This window comes from Rossellomorea sp. LJF3 (assembly GCF_037046045.1).
Classification (GTDB): domain Bacteria; phylum Bacillota; class Bacilli; order Bacillales; family Bacillaceae_B; genus Rossellomorea.
On sequence record NZ_JBANLY010000007.1, the window covers coordinates 96,161 to 117,699 of the forward strand.

At 44.4% G+C, this 21,539-nt stretch carries 21 protein-coding genes and 2 riboswitches; all 21 genes read left to right on the forward strand.

Annotated elements, in window-relative coordinates; all coding sequences use genetic code 11:
- The first annotated feature begins 360 nt into the window (after positions 1-360).
- The 21 genes from V8G47_RS09180 (at position 361) to V8G47_RS09280 (ending at position 21,531) form a co-directional block, all read left to right on the forward strand.
- Positions 361-1,233: a YitT family protein gene (locus V8G47_RS09180; protein WP_336199841.1), complete on the forward strand. Its 873-nt coding sequence runs from the start codon at positions 361-363 to the stop codon at positions 1,231-1,233.
- 82 nt (positions 1,234-1,315) lie between these two features.
- Positions 1,316-1,630 (forward strand): cytochrome c551, encoded by a 315-nt coding sequence (cccB, locus tag V8G47_RS09185; RefSeq protein ID WP_336199842.1) that lies wholly within the window; start codon positions 1,316-1,318, stop codon positions 1,628-1,630.
- 569 nt (positions 1,631-2,199) lie between these two features.
- A complete protein-coding gene (ftsE, locus tag V8G47_RS09190; protein ID WP_336199843.1) occupies positions 2,200-2,886 on the forward strand; it encodes a cell division ATP-binding protein FtsE in 687 nt (228 codons plus the stop codon).
- Positions 2,876-3,760: a permease-like cell division protein FtsX gene (gene ftsX, locus V8G47_RS09195; RefSeq protein ID WP_336199844.1), complete on the forward strand. Its 885-nt coding sequence runs from the start codon at positions 2,876-2,878 to the stop codon at positions 3,758-3,760. The genes ftsE and ftsX overlap by 11 nt, the downstream gene beginning before the upstream one ends.
- A gap of 39 nt (positions 3,761-3,799) precedes the next feature.
- Entirely contained in the window at positions 3,800-5,155 is a 1,356-nt protein-coding gene (locus tag V8G47_RS09200) for a murein hydrolase activator EnvC family protein (protein WP_336199845.1), read from the forward strand.
- Positions 5,156-5,309: 154 nt separating this feature from the next.
- Positions 5,310-5,397: riboswitch (cyclic di-GMP riboswitch) on the forward strand.
- A 129-nt stretch (positions 5,398-5,526) separates the two neighbouring features.
- Entirely contained in the window at positions 5,527-5,763 is a 237-nt protein-coding gene (locus V8G47_RS09205) for a hypothetical protein (protein ID WP_336199846.1), read from the forward strand.
- 253 nt (positions 5,764-6,016) lie between these two features.
- Positions 6,017-6,625, forward strand: coding sequence for a hypothetical protein (locus tag V8G47_RS09210; RefSeq protein ID WP_336199847.1), 609 nt, complete (start codon positions 6,017-6,019; stop codon positions 6,623-6,625).
- Complete coding sequence (locus tag V8G47_RS09215; protein WP_336199848.1) at positions 6,622-7,203, forward strand: redoxin domain-containing protein; 582 nt, start codon at positions 6,622-6,624, stop codon at positions 7,201-7,203. The genes V8G47_RS09210 and V8G47_RS09215 overlap by 4 nt, the downstream gene beginning before the upstream one ends.
- Before the next feature lie 83 nt (positions 7,204-7,286).
- Positions 7,287-7,667, forward strand: a complete 381-nt coding sequence (locus V8G47_RS09220) for a DUF302 domain-containing protein (RefSeq protein ID WP_336199849.1) — start codon at positions 7,287-7,289, stop codon at positions 7,665-7,667.
- Positions 7,668-7,792: 125 nt separating this feature from the next.
- The gene (locus tag V8G47_RS09225; protein WP_336199850.1) at positions 7,793-8,932 is read left to right on the forward strand and encodes a trans-sulfuration enzyme family protein; all 1,140 of its coding nucleotides are present in this window, start codon (positions 7,793-7,795) and stop codon (positions 8,930-8,932) included.
- Positions 8,933-9,019: 87 nt separating this feature from the next.
- A riboswitch (SAM riboswitch) is annotated at positions 9,020-9,138 on the forward strand.
- Positions 9,139-9,444: 306 nt separating this feature from the next.
- Positions 9,445-10,740, forward strand: coding sequence for an O-acetylhomoserine aminocarboxypropyltransferase/cysteine synthase family protein (locus V8G47_RS09230; protein ID WP_336199851.1), 1,296 nt, complete (start codon positions 9,445-9,447; stop codon positions 10,738-10,740).
- Positions 10,741-10,804: 64 nt separating this feature from the next.
- Positions 10,805-11,878, forward strand: a complete 1,074-nt coding sequence (gene metX, locus V8G47_RS09235) for a homoserine O-acetyltransferase MetX (RefSeq protein ID WP_336199852.1) — start codon at positions 10,805-10,807, stop codon at positions 11,876-11,878.
- A 163-nt stretch (positions 11,879-12,041) separates the two neighbouring features.
- Positions 12,042-13,499, forward strand: a complete 1,458-nt coding sequence (locus V8G47_RS09240; protein WP_336199853.1) for a S41 family peptidase — start codon at positions 12,042-12,044, stop codon at positions 13,497-13,499.
- 151 nt (positions 13,500-13,650) lie between these two features.
- Positions 13,651-14,412, forward strand: a complete 762-nt coding sequence (locus V8G47_RS09245; protein ID WP_336199854.1) for a glucose 1-dehydrogenase — start codon at positions 13,651-13,653, stop codon at positions 14,410-14,412.
- Between the two features lie 12 nt (positions 14,413-14,424).
- Entirely contained in the window at positions 14,425-14,631 is a 207-nt protein-coding gene (locus V8G47_RS09250) for a hypothetical protein (protein WP_336199855.1), read from the forward strand.
- Positions 14,628-15,656 (forward strand): alpha/beta fold hydrolase, encoded by a 1,029-nt coding sequence (locus V8G47_RS09255; protein ID WP_336199856.1) that lies wholly within the window; start codon positions 14,628-14,630, stop codon positions 15,654-15,656. The genes V8G47_RS09250 and V8G47_RS09255 overlap by 4 nt, the downstream gene beginning before the upstream one ends.
- Positions 15,657-15,984: 328 nt before the next feature.
- Positions 15,985-17,181, forward strand: a complete 1,197-nt coding sequence (locus V8G47_RS09260) for a PDZ domain-containing protein (protein WP_336199857.1) — start codon at positions 15,985-15,987, stop codon at positions 17,179-17,181.
- A 236-nt stretch (positions 17,182-17,417) separates the two neighbouring features.
- Complete coding sequence (locus tag V8G47_RS09265) at positions 17,418-17,867, forward strand: Lrp/AsnC family transcriptional regulator (protein ID WP_336199858.1); 450 nt, start codon at positions 17,418-17,420, stop codon at positions 17,865-17,867.
- A 241-nt stretch (positions 17,868-18,108) separates the two neighbouring features.
- Positions 18,109-19,050, forward strand: a complete 942-nt coding sequence (gene nikB, locus V8G47_RS09270) for a nickel ABC transporter permease (protein WP_336199859.1) — start codon at positions 18,109-18,111, stop codon at positions 19,048-19,050.
- Between the two features lie 23 nt (positions 19,051-19,073).
- The gene (locus V8G47_RS09275; RefSeq protein WP_336199860.1) at positions 19,074-19,979 is read left to right on the forward strand and encodes an ABC transporter permease; all 906 of its coding nucleotides are present in this window, start codon (positions 19,074-19,076) and stop codon (positions 19,977-19,979) included.
- A 19-nt stretch (positions 19,980-19,998) separates the two neighbouring features.
- A complete protein-coding gene (locus V8G47_RS09280; RefSeq protein WP_442970818.1) occupies positions 19,999-21,531 on the forward strand; it encodes a glutathione ABC transporter substrate-binding protein in 1,533 nt (510 codons plus the stop codon).
- Positions 21,532-21,539: the final 8 nt, after the last annotated feature.

A 21,539-nucleotide genomic window follows, 5' to 3' on the forward strand; every position in this document is an offset into this window, starting at 1 on the left:
TTAGGGACGGACCTCAAATCGGCACAATAGAGGCACTGTTTCACCCCAGCCAAGGTCCGTCCCTCGAACCTCACCTCATTAATGCTTTAACACGGTATTGAACTGTTATTTACACCTTTATGCGCCCATGCTATACTCTCAAAGGTTGATACAGAAGGGTTTGATGGATGAATCACCCTTTAAATCTTCTTCTTCATCACAGGTTTATGAAAATAGAAGTGCTGCTTTTTTTGGATGCATATGTATACTTCTTCACAATCATGACGTGCCCCTTTGGAGGTCCGTCCCTGAGGGAGTGGTGCATCAAAGAAAGGGTTTGTACTCATACTATTAATACATAGGTTAAAGGAGTCGTACTGGATGGGTTTGAAGGAAAGGCGTCGTGAGCAGGAAATTAATCCACGGAAAGAGAAGTTGTTAGAGTATTTGTTTGTTGTGTTCGGATCAACGATTGTGGCCATTGCGTTCAATGTGTTCTTGCTGCCGAATGAGGTCGCTTCAGGAGGAGTAAGCGGGATATCGACGATTTTGAATGGACTGTTTGACTGGAAGCCCGCATATGTTCAGTGGGCATTCAATATACCATTATTCATTGCAGGACTGATCTTCCTGGGTCTTCAATTCGGAGTCAAGACAGCCATCGGTACGGTGTTTTTACCACTAGTCGTATTCTTGACCGAAGACTGGAAACCCTGGACGGAAGATCCCCTGCTTGGAGCCCTTTTCGGGGGTATCGGGGTAGGACTTGGATTGGGGATCGTATTTCGTGGAAGAGCTTCTACGGGAGGGACGGACCTTGCTGCCCAGATCGTCAACAAATTCACCGGGCTGTCACTAGGAACTTGTGTGGCAATGATAGACGGGATGATCGTCCTTTCTGCAGCCATCGTCTACGATATCGAACGTGGATTATATGCTTTGATCGGTTTGTATGTAACAAGTAAAACCATCGATCTCGTCCAGGTTGGTATAAGCAGATCCAAAATGGCGCTGATCATTACCAATCGCCAGGAAGAAGTTCGTGAAGGAATTTTGAATAAAATCGACCGTGGAGTGACAAAACTATCAGCATACGGTGGTTATACGGATGATGAGCGCCCGATCCTCATGTGTGTCGTGGACCAGACAGAATTCACAAAACTGAAACAACTGGTCAAAACCATTGACCCCTCAGCATTCGTCGTAACAATGGACGCTTCGGAAGTCTTGGGGGAAGGTTTCAAACGGGTTTAAACTTGGTATAATTATGTAAGAGAGGGACGGACCTGACAATCGATCCGTGACTCTGAAATATGTTTTCCTAGGGGGATAATACATGAAGAAAAAGCTGCTAGGTGTTCTTTTTGGCGCTTCATTGGTACTTGCAGCCTGCGATGGTAACGGCGGCGACAGTACAGAAACAAGCTCTGGCGGAGTAGACCCTGAAAAAATCGTAAATAATAAGTGCACCAGCTGTCATGGTGGGAACCTTGAAGGCGGAATGGGGCCGGCCCTTAAAAATATCGGGGCAGAACTAAGCAAAGATGAAATCCGTGAAACGATCAAAAATGGTAAAGGCCAAATGCCTCCTGGACTCATTGAGGGTGAGGAAGCCGACGCAGTGGCTGAATGGTTATCGAAAAAGAAATAAGATCGGGAGAAGAATCCAATGGGTTCTTCTTTTCTTTTGCCGAGATTTGCTTAAAGTTCCCCAATCGAGACTGTTGTTTTAAGGACAAACCATCCTCTTAATAGATATCCACAGAACTTTTTCAATTCTTCTTTAAGTCTTTGTTACAGAACTTTTTCGCAGGAAATCCCTTAATTGATATTTCATCCAACAAACAGAATTATAACCTAGTAACTTAATCAGGTTACCGTCTTCTAAGCGTTTAGGATAATGGTATCCCTATACATAAGGATGTGGTATTAGTACCAGTTACTAGGTATATATAACTATGAAATTAACGGAACATAGGTAAAATCGACAACAAAACAGGTAATAAATTCACATTTTTTCAGGTTCTGAAATGTAAATGTAATAATTTTTTTCCTTAACTTACTATAAAGAGATGTTATAATAATTTTCGGAAGCGTAATTCGAGGTTTTTCACCAATTTTTGTCTAAAGGTGATAAAGACGACTTTGGTTACGTGCCGTGTACATATGTCGATAACAGCCAAGAGGGTAACTACATAATACAAATTAGGTGATTTTAAAATGATAGAAATGAAAGACGTTTACAAGCAGTACAACAATGGTGTCATGGCTGCTAATGGCTTTAACGTCCACATTAAGCAAGGCGAGTTTGTTTATGTTGTGGGGCCTAGTGGTGCCGGGAAGTCTACTTTTATTAAAATGATGTATCGCGAAGAACGTCCTTCCAAAGGAGATATCGTTGTAAATGGTATCAATCTCGCAAAACTGAAAAATAGTAGAGTTCCATACTTAAGAAGAAACGTTGGGGTTGTTTTTCAGGATTTCAAGCTGCTACCATCGCTGACAATCTATGAAAACATTGCCTTCGCACTTGAAGTGATAGAAGAACATCCAAAGCAGATCAAGAAAAGAGTCATGGAAGTACTGGACCTGGTAGGGTTAAAACATAAAGCAAGAATGCTGCCGAATGAGCTTTCCGGTGGGGAACAACAGCGTGTATCGATTGCTCGATCCATTGTGAACACTCCGAAGCTTGTGATTGCGGATGAACCTACAGGAAACCTTGATCCCGAAACATCATGGGATATCATGAACATATTTGAAGAAATCAGTAACCGTGGAACCACGGTGATCATGGCTACGCATAACCGGGAAATCGTGAATACGATCAAGCATCGGGTAATCGCCATTGAAAATGGCCGTATTGTCCGGGACGAACAGCGAGGTGATTACGGTTATGAAAGCTAGAACGTATGGCCGTCACTTTAGAGAAAGCTTCAAAAGCATTGGCCGTAACGGCTGGATGACATTCGCATCAGTGAGTGCCGTTACCGTGACTTTACTACTTGTTGGTGTATTCATCGTCTTAATGCTAAACATGAACAAGGTAGCAACCGATATTGAAAAAGACGTCGAAGTACGGGTCTTACTCGAAATTGGTACTGAAAAATCCCAAACTGATCAAATAGAAAAGAAGATACAAAATATAAGCGGTGTGGAATCAGTTGAGTATTCTTCCAAAGAAGAAGAACTTCAGAACCTCGTAAAGGATCTGGGAGACGATTTCAGGTTATTTGAACAAGATAACCCATTATATGATGTGTTTATTGTAAAAGCAGACAATCCAAGGGACACCGGGAAAATCGCTGGCCAAATCAGCAAATTTGATGGGGTCAATGAAGCCCTTTACGGTGAAGCAAAGATTGAAAAATTATTCAATGTACTGGAAATGAGTCGGAATGTTGGACTTGTGTTGATCATCGGTCTGTTGTTCACGGCGATGTTCCTCATTTCAAATACAATCAAAATTACCATTGTCGCCAGAAGAAGGGAAATCGAGATAATGAAACTCGTGGGTGCAACCAACTGGTTTGTACGCTGGCCGTTCATATTAGAAGGTTTATGGCTTGGAATTTTAGGTTCTATTATCCCGATCGCTCTTGTAACAACTGGTTATTACTATGCCTATGGATTTATTAAACCAAAACTACAAAACAATTTTATTCAGATATTAGATTTTACCCCCTTTATCTATCAAGTAAACGGATTGATTCTATTAATGGGTTGCCTGATCGGAGCTTGGGGAAGCTTTATGTCTGTTCGTAAGTTCTTAAAAGTGTAAAATTTGATAGGTTGATAGAAGCTGAAAGGAGCATGCCGCTTGAACAAGAAGTATTTCATTTCATTATCTATTGCAGCAGCATTAACAATCGGAAGTCTACCAACGTTAGCAACCACTGCTAGCGCTAACTCCTCCGTGGAGGACTTAAAGAAACAGCAGGACGATGTTTCATCTAAAAAAGAAGAGGTCCACGGTAAGATCAATGAGAAAGAATCTCAAATTGATCAAACCATCAGTAAACAAAAAGATATCGAATCACAGATTGCTGAAATCAGTACGAAATTAAAAGATACAGAAACGAAGATTGTAGAAAAAACAAAAGAGATTGATGAAACAACGGCAAAAATCAATAAGCTTAAAGCGGATATTGAAGAGTTAAAGAAAAAGATTGAAGAGCGTAATGAACTTTTGAAGGAACGTGCTCGCGCCATTCAGGAAAAAGGCGGCTCTGCCAATTATTTTGATGTAATTCTTGGAGCGGAGAGCTTCGGTGACTTCGTCAACCGTGTTACAGCAGTGAATACAATTGTAAGTGCAGACAAAAAGATCATGGACGAACAAAAACGTGATCAAGAGGAATTAGAGAAGAAGCAAGCGGAAGTAGAAAAAGAGCTTGCGGATCTTGAGTCTTCCAAAGCAAATCTTGAATCTTTAAAACAAGACCTTAATAGTCAAAAGGCTAAAAAAGCTGAACTATTCAAACAGCTTGAAGCTCAACAGGCATCATTAAAAGTAGAAAAAGCCGATCTTGAGAAAGAATCAGATGAACTTTCAAAAATGGAGCATCAGCTTGAAGGTGAAATCCAGGCTGAACAAGCACGTCTTGCGGAATTAGCCCGCCAGCGGGAAATCGAACGGAAGCGCCAGGCGGAAGCAGAAGCAGCGAAGCGTGCAGCAGCACAAAAACAGGCGACATCAAGCAGCAGCGGTGGATCTGCATCTGCAGCAGCAGCTCCGGCAGCAGCCCCAAGTGCACCTGTAAGTGCAGGAGCATGGACGGCGCCAGCATCCGGAACGATCACAACAAACTTCGGCTGGGATACGTTAAACGGTGAGAGCCGTTTCCACTATGGTACAGACATTGCGGCACGAGGAAGTGTTCCAATCTCTGCAGCAGCAGATGGTTATGTCATTAAGAGTCACTATAGCTCAAGCTATGGTAACGTAGTGTACATCACGCACTCTATCAACGGTCAAATGTATACCACTGTGTATGCTCATATGTCTTCTTCACTAGTGAGCACTGGACAAGCAGTAAATAAAGGTGACCAAATCGGTTACATGGGTAACACAGGATACTCATTCGGACAGCATTTACACTTTGAACTATACAGAGGTTCATGGAGTGCATCGCATGCTAATGCTGTAAACCCACGTCAATATATTAACTTTTAATAAACTAGTCCCCGCTTCGATTAAGGCGGGGACTTTATTAATTACTATTGTAGATGAACGATTCTTGTATTCTTCTTAAATCGGATGAATATTACGGAATAGTGTTTTCATCACTTCTTTTTTCTAGTATAATGACTATTATACTCATGTAAATTTTCGAAAAAGGCAAACTAATTGAAAAATTAGGACGCAAAACCACGGGTCTTCTATTTTTTTAAAATAATGATCGCCGGGTTACCGAAAACAATGGATACAATGAATACTAATTCGAACGTAAATCTAGTACTCATTTAAGCCTGCCTTTTTGGTGGGCATTTTTTGATTGTATGTTCGTTTCAGTGTGATTTGAATCTGCTATAAGGGTGATGAAGTTGGAATTAAGTGATATAAAAAGGCAGCTGCGAAGCTTTTGCCGAAGAAACCGCACAGCGTTAAGATTTACATATGTAAAAGATTATACTGCAGAAGATATTAGTGATATGTTGATAGACCGGATAGGTGCTGAAGAAGTCGAGAGGATATTAGTAGACATTGACATCATCAATGAACGCGGTGGAGATACCGTCAAATACTTCATGCTCATCCTGGAAGGGTTGAGAGCAGCTTAAGATTTAGATCCCTTCCCAGGGGGAACATATTTTTCATGTCGTATATGAAAGGATCCTTCAGAGAGGGATCCTTTTTTGCCGGAACAAGAGCACTCTCGCTGTCTGTAATCATTACACTAAGGGATACACTATGAGTAAATCACTTGATTAATGAGTGGAATTTAAAGATACTTAATACATAACAGGGTATGTTCGGACAGAGGAATCGGAATGATCCAGTTGGAAGAAACCGCTATGAAAGGTGTAGAATCGAATGGATGAAAGATGGTACACCATAGGCTCCTTTACTTTCCCATCTACCTGGGGAGCGATCATCGCCTCGTTCATTTTGACATTTCTTTTCCTCTACTTCTGGAATCGGAAGGCTAGCGACTGGTATTCAAATGGTATTTTTTACTTTTTGATCATCTGGAAGCTGAGTGTCATTGTCGTTGATTTTCAAAATGTCATCGAACATCCCATTACGATCCTTTATTTCAATGGTGGCAGGTGGGGGTATTGGTTAGGCTTGCTGACAGTGCTTTTATACATATTCGTTAAAAGGGCGGATAGGACGTCTCACCTGGTCATTGCCTGGATGTGCACGGTCGTTTTCTTTGAACTTGTCGTTCATTTGCTCCAATTTGATGTTCTTGCAGGGGTATTCCAATTTATCATCAATGGTACACTTATCTTATTTTTATTGAAAAAGGAAAATGACCGCGATATCTGGGCCGTACAGTTAGTGACTGTGTTCACCTTTCTTCAATTGCTATACCAATCCATTCATGGAGGCTTTGTGTTTAACACTGTCACCTGGACGTATCTCACCGTGATGGTTTACCTTATCTTTTTTCAACGGAAGGTGGAAAACGAACATTGAATAAACGAAATTTTGCTCTGGCGATCGTTGCCCTGCTGATCGGGATATTCCTGGTGAATTTGTTTCAGGATCAACAGGAAAAAAAGGCAAGGGAAGAGGCTGAACAGTTGGCCAAAGAGTCCATGGATCTGTCTGATGCCAAGCTGGGACTCACTAAAGGGGATCGTGCACCGGACTTTGCCTTGACCACTTTAGATGGTGAAGAAGTCAAGCTCTCCGACTATAAGGGTAAGAAAGTGATCCTGAATTTCTGGGCCACCTGGTGCCCGCCGTGTAAAGCGGAAATGCCCCATATGGAACAGTATTATGAAAAAAACGCGAAAAAAGAAAATGTCGAAATCCTTGCCGTCAACTTGACCTCACAGGATGATGGGGAGAAGGCAGTCCAGCAATTTGTCGACGGCTACGAACTCACCTTCCCTATTCTCATGGATGAAAAAGGAGATATCGGTGACGAATACCGGGCATTCACGATCCCAACCACTTACATGATCGACACAAACGGCCTCATCCAGCACAAAATCGTCGGCCCCATGAACGAAGAAATGATGGGTAAAATGGTCAGAGGGATGGAATAATGGGAGGGACGGACCTCTGACAGTACGTTTCAATACATACGCTGTGAGGTATAATTAAACATGATTCAAAAAGGAGGATCCATATGTTCCACTACACAAAAGACGTTTCAATGACTGTGAAGGATGCGGTATCCGCAGTAGAGGCAGCCTTGAAAGAAGAAAGCTTCGGGGTTCTGTGGAATCTTGACCTGGCCGCCAAGCTTCAGGATAAAGGGCTGGATTTTAACGAAGAAGTCGTTGTCCTGGAAGTATGTAACCCCCACGAAGCGAAAAAGGTACTGGAAGAAAGCATGCTCGTCAGTTATTTCCTGCCTTGTAAAGTGACGGTATATACCGAAGAGGGAACGACGAAGATCGGTATGGCAAAGCCGAGCAAGCTGATTGAAATGGTGGATAACGATGAATTGAAGCGGTTGGCGTCGGATATAGAAAAACGCCTGATCGGGTGTTTAGAAAACGTCTGACGATTAGAACCTGTTGCACTAATGCGACGGGTTCTTTTTCTTTATCCAGAACCTCATACTCCTCACAATCTTCTGAATATGATACACTTTTAAAAATACATAGATTCAGGAAGGATGACAGGGAAATGAAATTCACCACCAAGGTCGTACATAGTCAGTTGAAAGGAACAGAGGAAATCCGCAGTAAGACAACACCGATCTACCAGACGTCTGCTTTTTCTTTTGCGTCTCTGGAGGAGCTTGAGGGTTTCTATGAGGGGAAATCCCCTTATCTCTATTCAAGAACGGGCAATCCCAACACGGATGAGCTTGGGAAGATGGTAGCAGATCTTGAAGGAGCGCCTGCGGGTGTCGCCACGTCTTCCGGCTTGTCGGCGATCCTCGTCGGAATCCTTTCCGTTGTCCAGGCGGGAGACCATATTATCGCAGCGGAGGATTTATACGGAGGCACTTTCCACATGCTGAAAGAAGAGCTGAAATCATTCGGCATTTCCACATCATTCGTTGATTTTACGAGTGAGGAAGAAATCGAGGAAGCCCTCACTCCCGAGACGAAACTTCTCTACAGTGAGACGGTGACCAATCCATTTATGCGAGTAGAGGATATTGCTAGAATGGTAGCTCTTGCCGAAAAGTACAATCTGAAAACGATGATCGACAATACATTCGCCACTCCATTTCTGCGTCAGCCCTTCCTCGAAGGGGTCGATTTGGTCGCTCACAGCGCTACGAAGTATATCGGCGGGCATAGCGATATCACAGCAGGAGTCGTGGTCGGAAAAGAAGAGCTTGTGAAAAAGGCAAGGGAAAAGGTCGTCAACATCGGTTCCAACTTAAGTCCATTTGAAGCTTGGCTCACATGCCGAGGGGCGAAAACATTGGCACTCCGGCTCGGGACACAGGCTCAGAACGCGGGAATCCTTGCAGATGAACTGCGCACAAATGAGCAGGTGAAGAGGGTCTATTATCCAACTGATTTATCCGAAAAAGGAAATGGCGCGATTGTCACCATCGAACTCGATGCCAGCTGCGACATCAGCACATTCTTCAAGTCCCTTGGATGGATCAAGATCATTCCGTCCCTGGCAGGAGTGGAAACAACGGTTTCCTATCCGCTTGGAACCTCTCATCGTGCCCTTCCGAAAGAAGCACAGGAAAAACTCGGCATCAACACCCATGTGGTGCGCATATCGTTAGGTATCGAGGATGGGGAAGATATCGTTTCTCAATTTAACGAGGCGATTACAGCTTCTGTTAAAAAATAAAAAATTCTGAAAATGGTCTTGACGTTGAGGCTGGTTACCCTTTATAATTCATCTCAACGCATGAATTTTCACATTGACAACTAAATGCTCTTATCCAGAGAGGTGGAGGGACTAGGCCCGATGAAACCCGGCAACCTTCATGTACGCACTATGCGTCGCATGAAAAGGTGCTAATTCCTGCAGGCGATCTGCCTGAAAGATAAGAGGAGGACCCTATTCAATTAGACCCTCTTCTTAGGAAGAGGGTTTTTTATTTTATCCTCTTCTGGCTTCTTAGGCTTTTGCATGGGGGTTCAGCAGGAGAATGTTTGGATATATTCAGCAGCTGATATTCTGTGAAAAATCAGCAGGTGAAATCATCCTGTAAATCAGCAGCTGAAATCATCCTGTAAATCAGCAGCTGAAATTCTTCACAAATTCAACTGCTGAAAAAAACCATTCAATTCAGCAGCTGAACTCAACCAACCAACCACACCAATCCAAAAACTAAAAAACTCTAGGAGGAATTCCAAATGACAAAATCATTCGATTTCGACACACTTCTTCTTCACGGCGGCCAGGAGCCTGACCCAGCTACAGGCTCAAGAGCGGTACCCATCTATCAAACGACATCCTACGTGTTCGACAACAGCGACCACGCCGCAAAGCTATTCGCCCTTGAAGAACCGGGAAACATCTACACCCGCATCATGAACCCGACCGTTGACGTTCTCGAGAAGCGCCTCGCCCTTTTAGAAGGGGGAATCGGAGCCCTGGGTGTATCATCCGGGATGGCCGCCATTTCTCTTTCCATCCTGAATATAGCCGGGGCAGGGGATGAGATCGTGGCAGCCACCAATCTGTACGGTGGGACGTATAATTTATTCTCTACGACTCTTCCGAAATACGGAATCAAGGTTCATTTCGTCGATCCGACTGATCCGGAGAACTTCCGAAAGGCGATTACGCCGAAAACGAAAGCGGTATTCGCCGAGACGATCGGAAATCCGAGCCTCCACGTCCTGGACATCGAGTCGGTTGCGAAAGTGGCACACGACCATCATATCCCGCTCATCATCGATAACACATTTGCCACACCATATGTGTGCAAGCCGATCGAGTGGGGAGCGGACATCGTCATCCACTCTGCAACGAAATGGATCGGCGGCCATGGTACGGCCATCGGTGGAGTGGTCATCGACGGTGGGAAGTTTGATTGGAATCATGAGAAGTTCCCTGGATTCACCGAAGAAGATAGAAGCTATAATGGACTTCGCTACGCACAGGATGTGGGGGCCGCCGCTTTCATCACAAAGTTAAGGGTGCAGCTGCTTCGGGATCTCGGGGCGTGCTTAAGTCCACAAAACGCATTTCTGCTGTTGCAGGGGCTGGAAACCCTCCATCTCCGCATCGAACGTCACACGGAGAATGCCTTGAAGATTGCGGAACACTTAGATCAGCACAGTGGAGTTGCCTGGGTTTCTTATCCGGGTCTGCCGCAGCATCCGTCCTACGCTCTTGCTCAAAAATATTTGAAAAATGGAGCAGGTTCCATCGTCGTCTTTGGAATCAAAGGGGGCAGGGACTCAGGACGTAAAGTCGTAGACAACATTTCCCTCTGGTCCCATGTTGCCAATGTAGGGGATGCGAAGTCGCTGATCATCCATCCAGCGTCCACGACGCATCAGCAATTGAACGATGAGGAAATCCGTGCCACAGGTGTAACCGAGGATCTTGTAAGACTTTCCGTCGGATTGGAATCTGCGAAGGATTTGATCGAGGATCTGGATCATGCGATTGAAGTGGCGTTGGAAACGTCCCGGGTATAAAAGGTACAGGTTTCACCGGGGTGCCCCGACACCCCAACCAACACCAAAAAAAGGAGGTGGAGGAATGGAGAATTCATACTCATACGAAGTAAGCTCCATTACCATCCCATCCCTCACATTAGAGTCAGGCACCACGTTGCAGAATGTAAGTCTGGCCTATGAACGGACCGGCAATAAAGAAGGCCCCGTCATCCTTGTTTGCCATGCCCTCACCGGAACCCATATTGTGAAAGGAACGAGTGAGGATCGGGGCTGGTGGGATGGACTGATCGGCCCCGGTTCATACATTGATACCGATCTATACAATGTGATTGCTTTCAATGTGTTAGGGGGATGTGAAGGGAGTACGGGACCGACGTCCACAAATCCGGAAACAGGAGGACGATACGGACCGGATTTCCCGCACATTACCATACGGGACATGGTCCACGCCCAATATGAAGCACTCCAACAGCTGTCCGTCGACCACATCGAAGCGGTGATCGGCGGCTCGCTGGGAGGAATGCAGGCGCTTGAATGGGGGGCTCTCTATCCTTCCTATATCAACAAGGTATTCGCCCTCGCCGTCTCACCGGCATTAAATGATTACGGTCTCGCGTTCAATCATATCGGGATCACAGCGATTGAAGGGGATCCCGATTTTCAAAATGGCCACTATCCCCATGGGGCCATTTTAAAAGGGCTTGAGATTGCCAGGATGGTCGGAATGGTGACCTATCGTACACAGGAATTGTTTGACCGGCGCTTTCAGCGGGAGAGGACGAATGAGCAATACAATGTAGAAAGCTATCTTGATTATCAAGGAAAGAAACTCGGAAAGAGATTTGATCCGAACAGCTATCTTACCCTCCTTAAAGCGATGAATACCCATGATATCGGAAGGGGGAGGGGAGGTACGGAAGTGGTCGCCGATTCCTATCCGTGCGAGCTGGTCTCGATCAGCTATGAGGGTGATTTGATTTATTCTCCCCACTATTTAAAGGAATTCACCATACAAGCTCCTAAAGGTGAACATTACTTTATCCCGACAGCATTCGGTCATGACGGGTTTCTCGTGGAATTTGAGAAATGGGGAGGGATCATCTCTTCTCATCTTAAAAATCATCAAGATCAGAAAATCGTGACGGGCATGAAATAATCCACTGCCAATCATAACTCGTCCCCCTCCGGCATATAGTTAGATAAGCAAAGACATCGCACCGCCTAAGCGCGTTTTTGTGTGGTGTCTTTTTTCGTTGGATGGGAATGCGTACGCTGCTCTCATCCATATCATAAACAAACGACAAGCTGGAGGGGAATATATGGAGTGGACGGGCAGAAAGCTCATCATCACCATCATCATTAGCATGTTGATCGGTGCAGGAGGAATGTATGGCGGCTTGGAGTGGACGGGCAGTTCCGGGTCCGGGGACGAGCTTGCCCAGTTTAACGGCAAAGGGGAGCTGAATGATAAGCTTCACAAGGTGGAAGTCGCGTATGATTTAATCAGTGACAAGTTTTTTCAGGATGTAGACAAGGGACAGCTCGTGGAAGGAGCGATCCAGGGGATGCTGAAGACCTTGGATGATCCGTATTCGGTGTACATGAATGCGGAGACCGCTTCTCAATTCAATGACGCGTTGGATTCTTCCTTTGAAGGGATCGGGGCAGAGGTCACGATCATGGACGGGAAACTGGTCATCGTGGCTCCTTTTAAAAATTCACCTGCTGAGAAAGCCGGTCTGAAACCGAATGACCGCATCATCAAAGTGGATGGGAATAGCATTGACGGGCTTGACCTTTATGAAGCCACGTTGAAGATCAGAGGGAAGAAGGGTACGGAAGTGAAATTGGAGATTACGAGAGAGGGTCTTTCAGATCCGATCGAAGTGTCCGTAAAGAGGGACGATATCCCTGTTGAAACGGTGATCTCCGATGTGAAGGAAGTTGATGGGAAGAAGACGGGCTACATCCAAATTACGACCTTCTCGGAAAATACCGCCGTCGATTTTAAAAAGCAGCTGGCAGAACTCGAGAAGAAAAAGGTAGAAGGATTGGTTCTTGACGTGAGGGGTAACCCGGGTGGTCTCCTTTCCAGTGTGGAAGACATCCTCAAACAGTTCGTCACCGAGAAAAAACCGTATGTGCAAATCCAGGAACGAAGCGGAGAGGTGCTGAAATCCTTCTCCAACAGTAAGGAAAGAAAAGCGTACCCGGTGGTGGTGCTGATCGATGAGGGCAGTGCATCGGCATCTGAGATCCTTGCAGGGGCCCTTAGTGAGGCGGAAGGATATCCGCTGATCGGGACGAAGAGCTTCGGAAAAGGGACCGTTCAGCAGGCAGTGCCGATGGGAGACGGAAGCAATATCAAGCTCACCATGTTCAAATGGCTGACGCCGAACGGGAATTGGATTCATAAAAAGGGAATCAAACCGGATATCCCGGTCAGACAGCCATCCTACTTCTATGCCCACCCTCTTCAAGTGGAAAAACCAATGGAAGTAGGCATGAACAATGAACAGGTGAAAAACGCCCAGGAAATGCTTCAAGGTTTAGGCTTCTCCCTTGATCGGGTCGATGGTTATTTCAGTAAGAAAACCGCTAAAGCCGTAAAGGATTTTCAGATTCAGGAAAGCCTCGACGTCACGGGAATCATTGATGCCAAAACCGGCGAAAGACTGCAGGAAGAAATATTTGAAGCTGTGCAGGATGAAAAGAACGATTTGCAGCTGCAGGCAGCCTTGGAGTATATAAAACGTACGGCCAATAAGGATCAGTAAAGATCAGAGATCTCTCTTTCATGAGAGGTCTCTTTTTTTGTGGGGACATTTGATTCAATTTCGACTCAATGGAGCGGAGAATCCGCACTTATTCTCTCAATCTATCTATTATAATAATGACCTTCCATTTACTAGAAAGGAGATTGATAGAATGTTCTCAGTTAAAGATAAAGTCGCCATCGTCACAGGCGGTGGGCGGGGCCTTGGGAAAGAGATGGCCCTTGCATTGGGGAGGGCTGGTGCTCATGTGGTGATCTGTTCGAGAAACCAGTCGGCGTGTGAAGAAGTGAAGGACACGTTGATTGGTTCAGGTGTACGGTCACTCGCCATTCCTTGTGATGTTACGCAGAAAGCGGATGTCATACATGTAGTCGAAACGGTGATGAAAGAGTTTGGAAGAATCGATGTATTGATCAATAATAGCGGGACGTCCTGGGCCGGTCCTTTTGCTGACATCCCTGAAGATAAGTGGGACAAGGTGATGGATGTCAATGTAAAGGGGGCTTTTTTATTTTCCCAGGAAGTGTCCCGGATCATGATCAGGCAAAAAGCAGGGAAAATCATTAACATCGCGTCCGTTACGGGATTTGGCGGGACGAACCCCATGCTCATGGATACGGTTCCCTATAATACGAGCAAGGGTGCAGTCATGACATTCACAAAGGATCTCGCAGTGAAACTTGCACCGCATAATATCCAGGTGAATGCCATCGCTCCGGGTTTCTTTCCAACCAAAATCACGAAGGAACTTTTTGCTAGTCAGGGGAACGTGATCAAGCATCATATACCTGCAAGGCGATTTGGCCAGGGGGAGGACCTGAACGGTGTCGCCATCTTCCTTTCCTCTGCTGCTTCTGACTATATAAACGGTCACATCTTAGTCGTGGATGGCGGCATCCGGGCACAGGTATAAGGAGGGGGAAACATGGATCAATTTTATGAGGAACTGAAAAAAATCGGGATGAGTGTGGAGTATGAGTTGAATCAGTGGATTGTAGGGAAACTGGATGAACCGGAAGTGGTTGCGGCCGTCAAACGATGGCTGGAATTATTCCTAACCGTACTGGAATTCATTCAACTTCTTTCACTCTTACAGACGCTGAATGAAGAAAGAATGGAAGTGAATACATGAAAAAAGAGATAGAACAAAAAGAACGAGCCCGTTGGAAGGGTTTCGTCGAAACGTTGCAAGATGATAGTGAGTGGCAGCCGAATTTTCCAAGGAAAGAGATCTGGACGAACCATAATAGTAGATTGTGGCACTATGCCCCTGTAAATAAAAACGGGCATATTCCTGTGTTCTTACTATATTCACATATTAACAAGCCATCTATCCTTGATTTGACAAAGGAACACAGCCTGATAGGGAAATTTCTTCAAGAAGGATACGACGTTTATCTTCTTGATTTTGGGGAGCCTGTAGTGGAAGAGAAAGGAACAGGAGTGGCGGAGTATCTGGCTCACTATGTGGACCCGTGCATAAAGAAGGCCCTTCAACATAGTGGGAAAGACCAGCTGTCCCTTTGCGGATTTTGCTTAGGGGGGACGCTGGCTGTCATCTATGCCGCTTTAAACCCTTTCCTGATAAGAAACCTGCTTCTTTTTGTCACGCCGATTAACTTTGATAGAGTCCCCGCTTATCACAATTGGGTACAGGCTTTGAAGAAAGACGAAATCGATCTCACGGGTATCATGGAAAGAATCGACCTCATACCGGCCCCCATGATCCGTTACGGGATGAGGGCAATGACTTCCCCCATTTACTATTCTCCCTATTTGTCGCTATTAAATAAAGCCTACGATCCAGACTATGCCCATTACTGGCTTCGGTTCAATCAGTGGACCAATGACCATATTTCCTTGACCGGAGCCATGGGTCGTGACATTATCACCTATTTTGTAAAAGAGAATGTGCTGATGGCCAGGAAATTCGAACTCGCCGGCAAAGAAGTGGATTTGAAAAAAATCGATTCGAATCTTTATCTGATTTCTTCCCAATACGACCACTTGGTTCCTTCCTCGATCAGCACGCCTCTCTTGGAACTGGTGTCTAGCACGAATAAGGTAGCAGTAGAGGTAAAGGGAGGACATGCAAGTCTGATTAAATCCGGGATATCAAACGAATTGAAAGAGTGGCTGAATCAATATTCACAATAAAAGGAGGGGAAAAGTGATGCTGGAGTGGGAAATCGATACCCCTTTTGATTATATGGGTTTTGCCTTTTTCGTTTTTAAAGAGTGTATCAAATCTTATTTTCAATAAGGAATAGGGGCGGATGGGATGAACTTCCACCGTCTCTTTTTTCTTCAAACGGTGATACCATTCCCTTTCAATCGACATCATTTCCCGGGAAAATATGCGGAATGCTGTCGGAAATGAAATCGAATCGTAAAACGATTGATTAAAATAGCAATAGGTTTTAACAGCGTCTTTTGATAAAATAGTAGATAATGCACATTTTCTTGGAAAAGGTGGTGACGGATATTGATTGAGCTTTGGTTACTGGAGATTTTAAAAGGGGTGGGGAAATTATTTCTGCATCCTGTACTATATCTGTCCGTGTTTTTCGCTATCATGGCGGGCTATTATCGTGTGAAGAGGGAACGGAGAGATTTCAATACGAGATTGCTGGACGGGTACCATGATATGCGGGTGTTATTTTCATACGGAATCGTCCTTGGACTGCTGTTTTCTGTGGTGACAGTCGGAGCGGGAGTGGTGATTCCTTTCGCCGGTCTCATCCTCATCGGAGCTGTGTCGATCCTGTTTGCGTTGACGGGTCGTTTTCAACTCTTGTCAGCGACCATCACAGTAGGCATTTCCTACTTCATCTTAGTCGCGGTGGATTATTTTCAGTGGGACATCCCTTACGTGAATACATATGTGGAAAGCCTGAATCTGGGACTGCTCAGTTCCATCGTCGTCCTCCTCGGTGTATTGACGATGATCGAAGGCATCCTAATTGTACTGAATGGCTGGAAGCACACATCACCCCGCTTGCTTAAAAGTGCACGTGGCTTGAAGGTGGGGGCCCAGCTCGGGAAGAAGTTATGGCTCGTCCCTATGTTTGTACTGATACCCACGGGGTCATTGACCCTTCCATTTGAATGGTGGCCGGTATATACCCTGGGAACTGAAACGTATTCATTATTGTGTGTACCGTTTCTTCTCGGGTTTCAGCAGCTGGTGAAAAGCACGCTGCCTGAAGTCGCGATCAAGCATACGGGTTCCCGTGTGTTCTGGCTTGGTGCATTCGTATTGACCTTGGCTGTAGCAGGATTCTGGGCCCCGCTGTTTTCAATCGGTGCAGCAGCTGTAGCCATCCTTGGCCGGGCCTGGATTGCTTACCGTACCCGAAATGCGGATGATTCAAAGCCTTATTTCTTCAAACGCCAGCCAAATGGCGTCATGATCCTCGGTATCCTCCCAGGATCACCTGCCAGGAAACTGACCCTTCAAGTGGGGGAAATCGTCCTGAAGGTGAACGGTGTCGACGTGAATACGGAACGGGCATTTTATGAAGCGCTGCAAAAAAACGGAGCCTATTGTAAACTGGAGGTTCTGGGGACGAACGGTGAAAACCGTTTTACACAGGGAGCCCTCTATGAAGGTGATCATCATGAACTGGGGATCATTTTTGCCGATGAAGCTTCAGGGTGGGAGCATCATCAGGTTTCGTAAGAACTTCCAATATTTAAAGATACTATAGTCAGAAGGACCTCTTTTAGTCGGAGGTCCTTCTATTTGTTTAATTAAAATCGACATGAGTATTCATTCGTTTTAGAACCAATTACCTATGAATAAAGGACTCTAATATCTTTGGAAAATTCTGATACTCCCTTTTCTCTAAACTTGTTTATCGTTATAATGAATTTACTTTGTTAAAATATTAACTGTTAGATTTATGGGGTGAATGGATGAAGATTGATGATATTGATCGGAAGATATTGCAGTTGTTAACGGAAAATGGACGACTTTCTTACGCTGACATTGGAAAAGAGTTGAGTCTTTCACGTGTATCTGTCAGGGAGAGGGTACATCAGTTAATGGAAAACGGTGTAATAGAGCGTTTTAGTGTAGTAATCAATTCGGAAAAAGTGGGAAAGCAAGTTTCAGCTTTTTTTGAAGTGGACTGTGAACCAGCTTATTTAGTAGAGGTCGCGCAGACATTAGCTGATAATCCCAGTGTAGCAAGTTGCTATCAAATGACAGGACCAAGTACATTACATATGCACGTACTTGTCGAAGATTTTACAGCATTAGAGAAGTTTGTGAATAATGAACTGTATTCTCTGGAGGGGATTTCCAGAGTAGAAAGTCACATTTTACTAAGAAGATTCAAAAGTAGAAGTGGACTAAAATTATAGGCAAAAGGGCTTGACCATTCATTTGGTAAGCTCTTTTTTTCTGAAAATGCATCCTTGAAAGCTAAATATTCAAAATAAATAAATTTTTTAGAAAAATGTGTAGATTTTCCTTTCGGTATCCGATATAATCGTCAATAACATAAAATTAACTACGTTTGTTAGGTTAATATTAAATTTATCCTAACAAACGTAAGTTTAATTTGAGTGAAATAATACGATCTGGAAAAGGAGGTTGATCATTTTGGCAGCACTTATCACAAGAAGATTTTTTGAACTATTACTTTTACTCATCGGTATATCATTCCTGGTATTCGGCAGTATGCATATTGCCCCGGGAGATCCGGCATCCATTATCGGAGGTCCGACGGCAACAGATTCTGATATTGCCGCCATTCGCGATAATCTTGGATTGAATGACCCGTTTCTGGTCCAATATTGGGATTATATGAAGGGAGTATTTCAAGGTGATTTTGGTTATTCCTATCAAACGAAGCAATCTGTCTCCGAAGCAATCGCTGTCAGATTTCCGAATACGCTGAATCTCGCCATTGCAAGTATGATTGTTGCAATCGTTATCGGTCTAACTGCTGGGATCATTTCAGCACTTAAACAAAATTCTTGGCTGGATGTTTCCAGTACTGTTGTTGCATTGGCTGGTATTTCCATACCAAATTTCTGGTTGGGTACCATCCTGATACTCGTATTTGCAGTGAATTTACAGATTTTACCCGTTGGAGGGCTTGATTCTCCTTTTTGGACAATAGAAGGGATAAAGCAATTGATTCTTCCTGCGATAACATTGGGCACGGGTTCAGCTGCAATGATTGCCAGGATGAGTCGTTCATCGATGCTTGAAGTCATTCGGGCAGATTACATACGTACAGCCAGGGCAAAAGGATTGAAAGAGAAAACAATCATTTGGATTCATGCACTAAAGAATTCGATGATCCCTGTGATTACCGTCATTGGATTGAATTTTGGTTTCCTCCTTGGCGGGACAATTATTACAGAGCAGGTATTCGCCATCAATGGTGTGGGTAGGTTAATGATTGATGCGATAGCCGCAAGGGATTTTCCTATGGTTCAAGGTTCTGTTTTACTGGTGGCCACGCTCTTTGTCCTTGTGAATTTGTTAGTAGATATTATTTATGTGTTTATCGATCCACGAATTAGCTACGATTAATAGAAGGGAGGAGTGAGAAGGAAATGGCTGCTGAAGTAGTGACAACTAACTCTGTGAAAAATACTGCTCCATTGAAGAAAAAGGAAAAATACCTGGTAACAACCGGAAAGCGTTTATTGAGAAATAAATTAGCAGTAATGGGATTGATCATTATTACTCTACAAATATTCCTGGCTCTAGCAGCACCACTTATTACGATCCACGGACCGCTTAAACAGAATCTGGCGGCAAGTGAATTGCCGTTATTCTCGGAAGGACACTGGTTGGGAACAGATAACTACGGCCGTGATATGTGGAGCAGGATCGTTTATGGGGCGAGAATCTCCCTTGTTGTAGGGATCACGGCTGTAAGTCTGGGTCTGATTGGAGGGGTAACTCTTGGTCTCCTCTCGGGTTATTACCGCAAGCTGGATGGGTTCATCATGAGGATTGTGGATTTACTCTTTGCTTTTCCTGGAATCCTCCTCGCTATGCTTATCATCGCCGTTCTTGGAACAAGTCTAGTGAACGTGGCGATTGCGATTAGTATTTGGTCCATACCTACATGTGCCCGTATCGTAAGGGGATCAGTATTATCGGTGAAGAAGCAAGAGTATATTCTAGCGATGAAATCACTTGGGGCGAGCGATCTCCGTATCATGGTGAAACATATTCTGCCTAACTGTATAGCCCCCATCATTGTTTTCGCGACCATGAGAATGGCAACGGCCATCTTATCAACGGCTGCCCTCAGCTATCTGGGGTTAGGGGCACAGCCGCCAACACCCGAATGGGGCGCAATGATTGCCCAAGGACAGAATTTCATGTGGACATCACCGCATATGACGATCGTACCGGGAATTGCCATCATGCTGATCGTATTCGCATTTAATGTGGTCGGAGACGGTTTAAGAGATGCACTTGATCCAAATATGAATATAAATCAATAAAAATAGAGGGGGAAATATGATGAAGAAGTGGCTTATTACATTGGTAGGATTATTAGTAGTTTTTACGACAGCATGTTCAAGCAGTTCAAGTGGAAGTGGTGACAAAAGTAGCGGGGAAGTCTCTCAGGAGTTGACGTACGCAACAACCTCTGATGTTGTGGGTCTTTCGCCAATATTAACAAACGATTCGGTTTCCTCAAACGTCATTGAACAAGTCTATGAAACTCTCTTTACGAGGAATCCGGAGACAATGGAAATGGAGCCGCTGCTGGCTGAATCCTATGAAACACCTGACGATAAAACGTGGGTTATTAAACTAAAAGAAAATATTAAATTCCATGATGGAACGGACTTTAATGCAGAAGCAGTTAAATATACATTCGATAAATTTATGGATCCTGAAACAGCTGCACCCCGTGCGTCACTCTTGGAGCCCATTGAATCAGTGAATGTTGTAGATGAATATACAGTTGAAATTAAAACCAAATATCCATATGGCCCATTATTGGCAGCGTTGTCACATACAAATTCATCAATTGTCAGTCCGGCAGCAGATGAATCTCAAGATTTAATGAAGGAACCTGTCGGAACCGGCCCCTTTAAATTCGTAAGTTGGACACCGGGAGATCAGGTTGTAATCGAGAAAAATGAAAATTATTGGCAGGATGCACCAAAGCTTAAGAAAGTCGTTTTCAAAGTGGTACCGGAAGTGACGACGGCAATTTCTATGCTCCAAACAGGGAAGGTTCAATTTATTGATGCCATTCCTACAGAGCAATTGCAACGTGTTGAGTCTTTAAAAAATGTAGAGGTCTCGAAACAGGAAGGGACACCTGTTTACTATATGGGATTCAATATGGAAAAAGAGCCGATGAACAATCCCGAGTTTCGCCAAGCGGTTGCCTATGCACTCGATCGTGAAGCATACGTAAAAAAGTTGAATGGACTTGGCATTGCAGGGAACAGTGTAATCGGTCCAAAGGTCTTCGGATATGATGAGTCAGCAAACGAAGCAGGGTATCAACATGATTTGGAAAAAGCGAAGGAGCTCGTGAAAAAGAATAACTTTGGAGATAAAGAGTTTACGATATTAGTAGCAAATCGTGATAGTTATATGCTAATGGCAGAGATTGCCCAATCTCAGCTCCAGGAGGCTGGTTTAAAAGTATCTATTGAGACAATGGAATGGGGAACGTTCTTAGATACAGCCCGTGATGGTAAATATGATATGACGTTCCTGGGCTGGTCTAATACAACGTCAGATGGAAGTGAGCTGTTGTATCCAAACTTTCATTCGGATAATGTAGGTTCGTCCAATCGAGTCCGATACAGTAATCCTGAGTTCGATAAACTCGTTAATGAATCGAGAGAAAATGTTGATCAAGATGTACGTGCTGAGAAACTCGACGAAGCAAATAAATTAATTGTCAAGGATGCACCGGTCATCGTCATGAATCATGGAGTGGTAACGGCAGCGACGGATCAATCAGTAAAAGGTCTTACATTAGATCCGACTGGTCAATGGTCGTTATACAACGTTTACAGAGAGTAGGGGTAAGG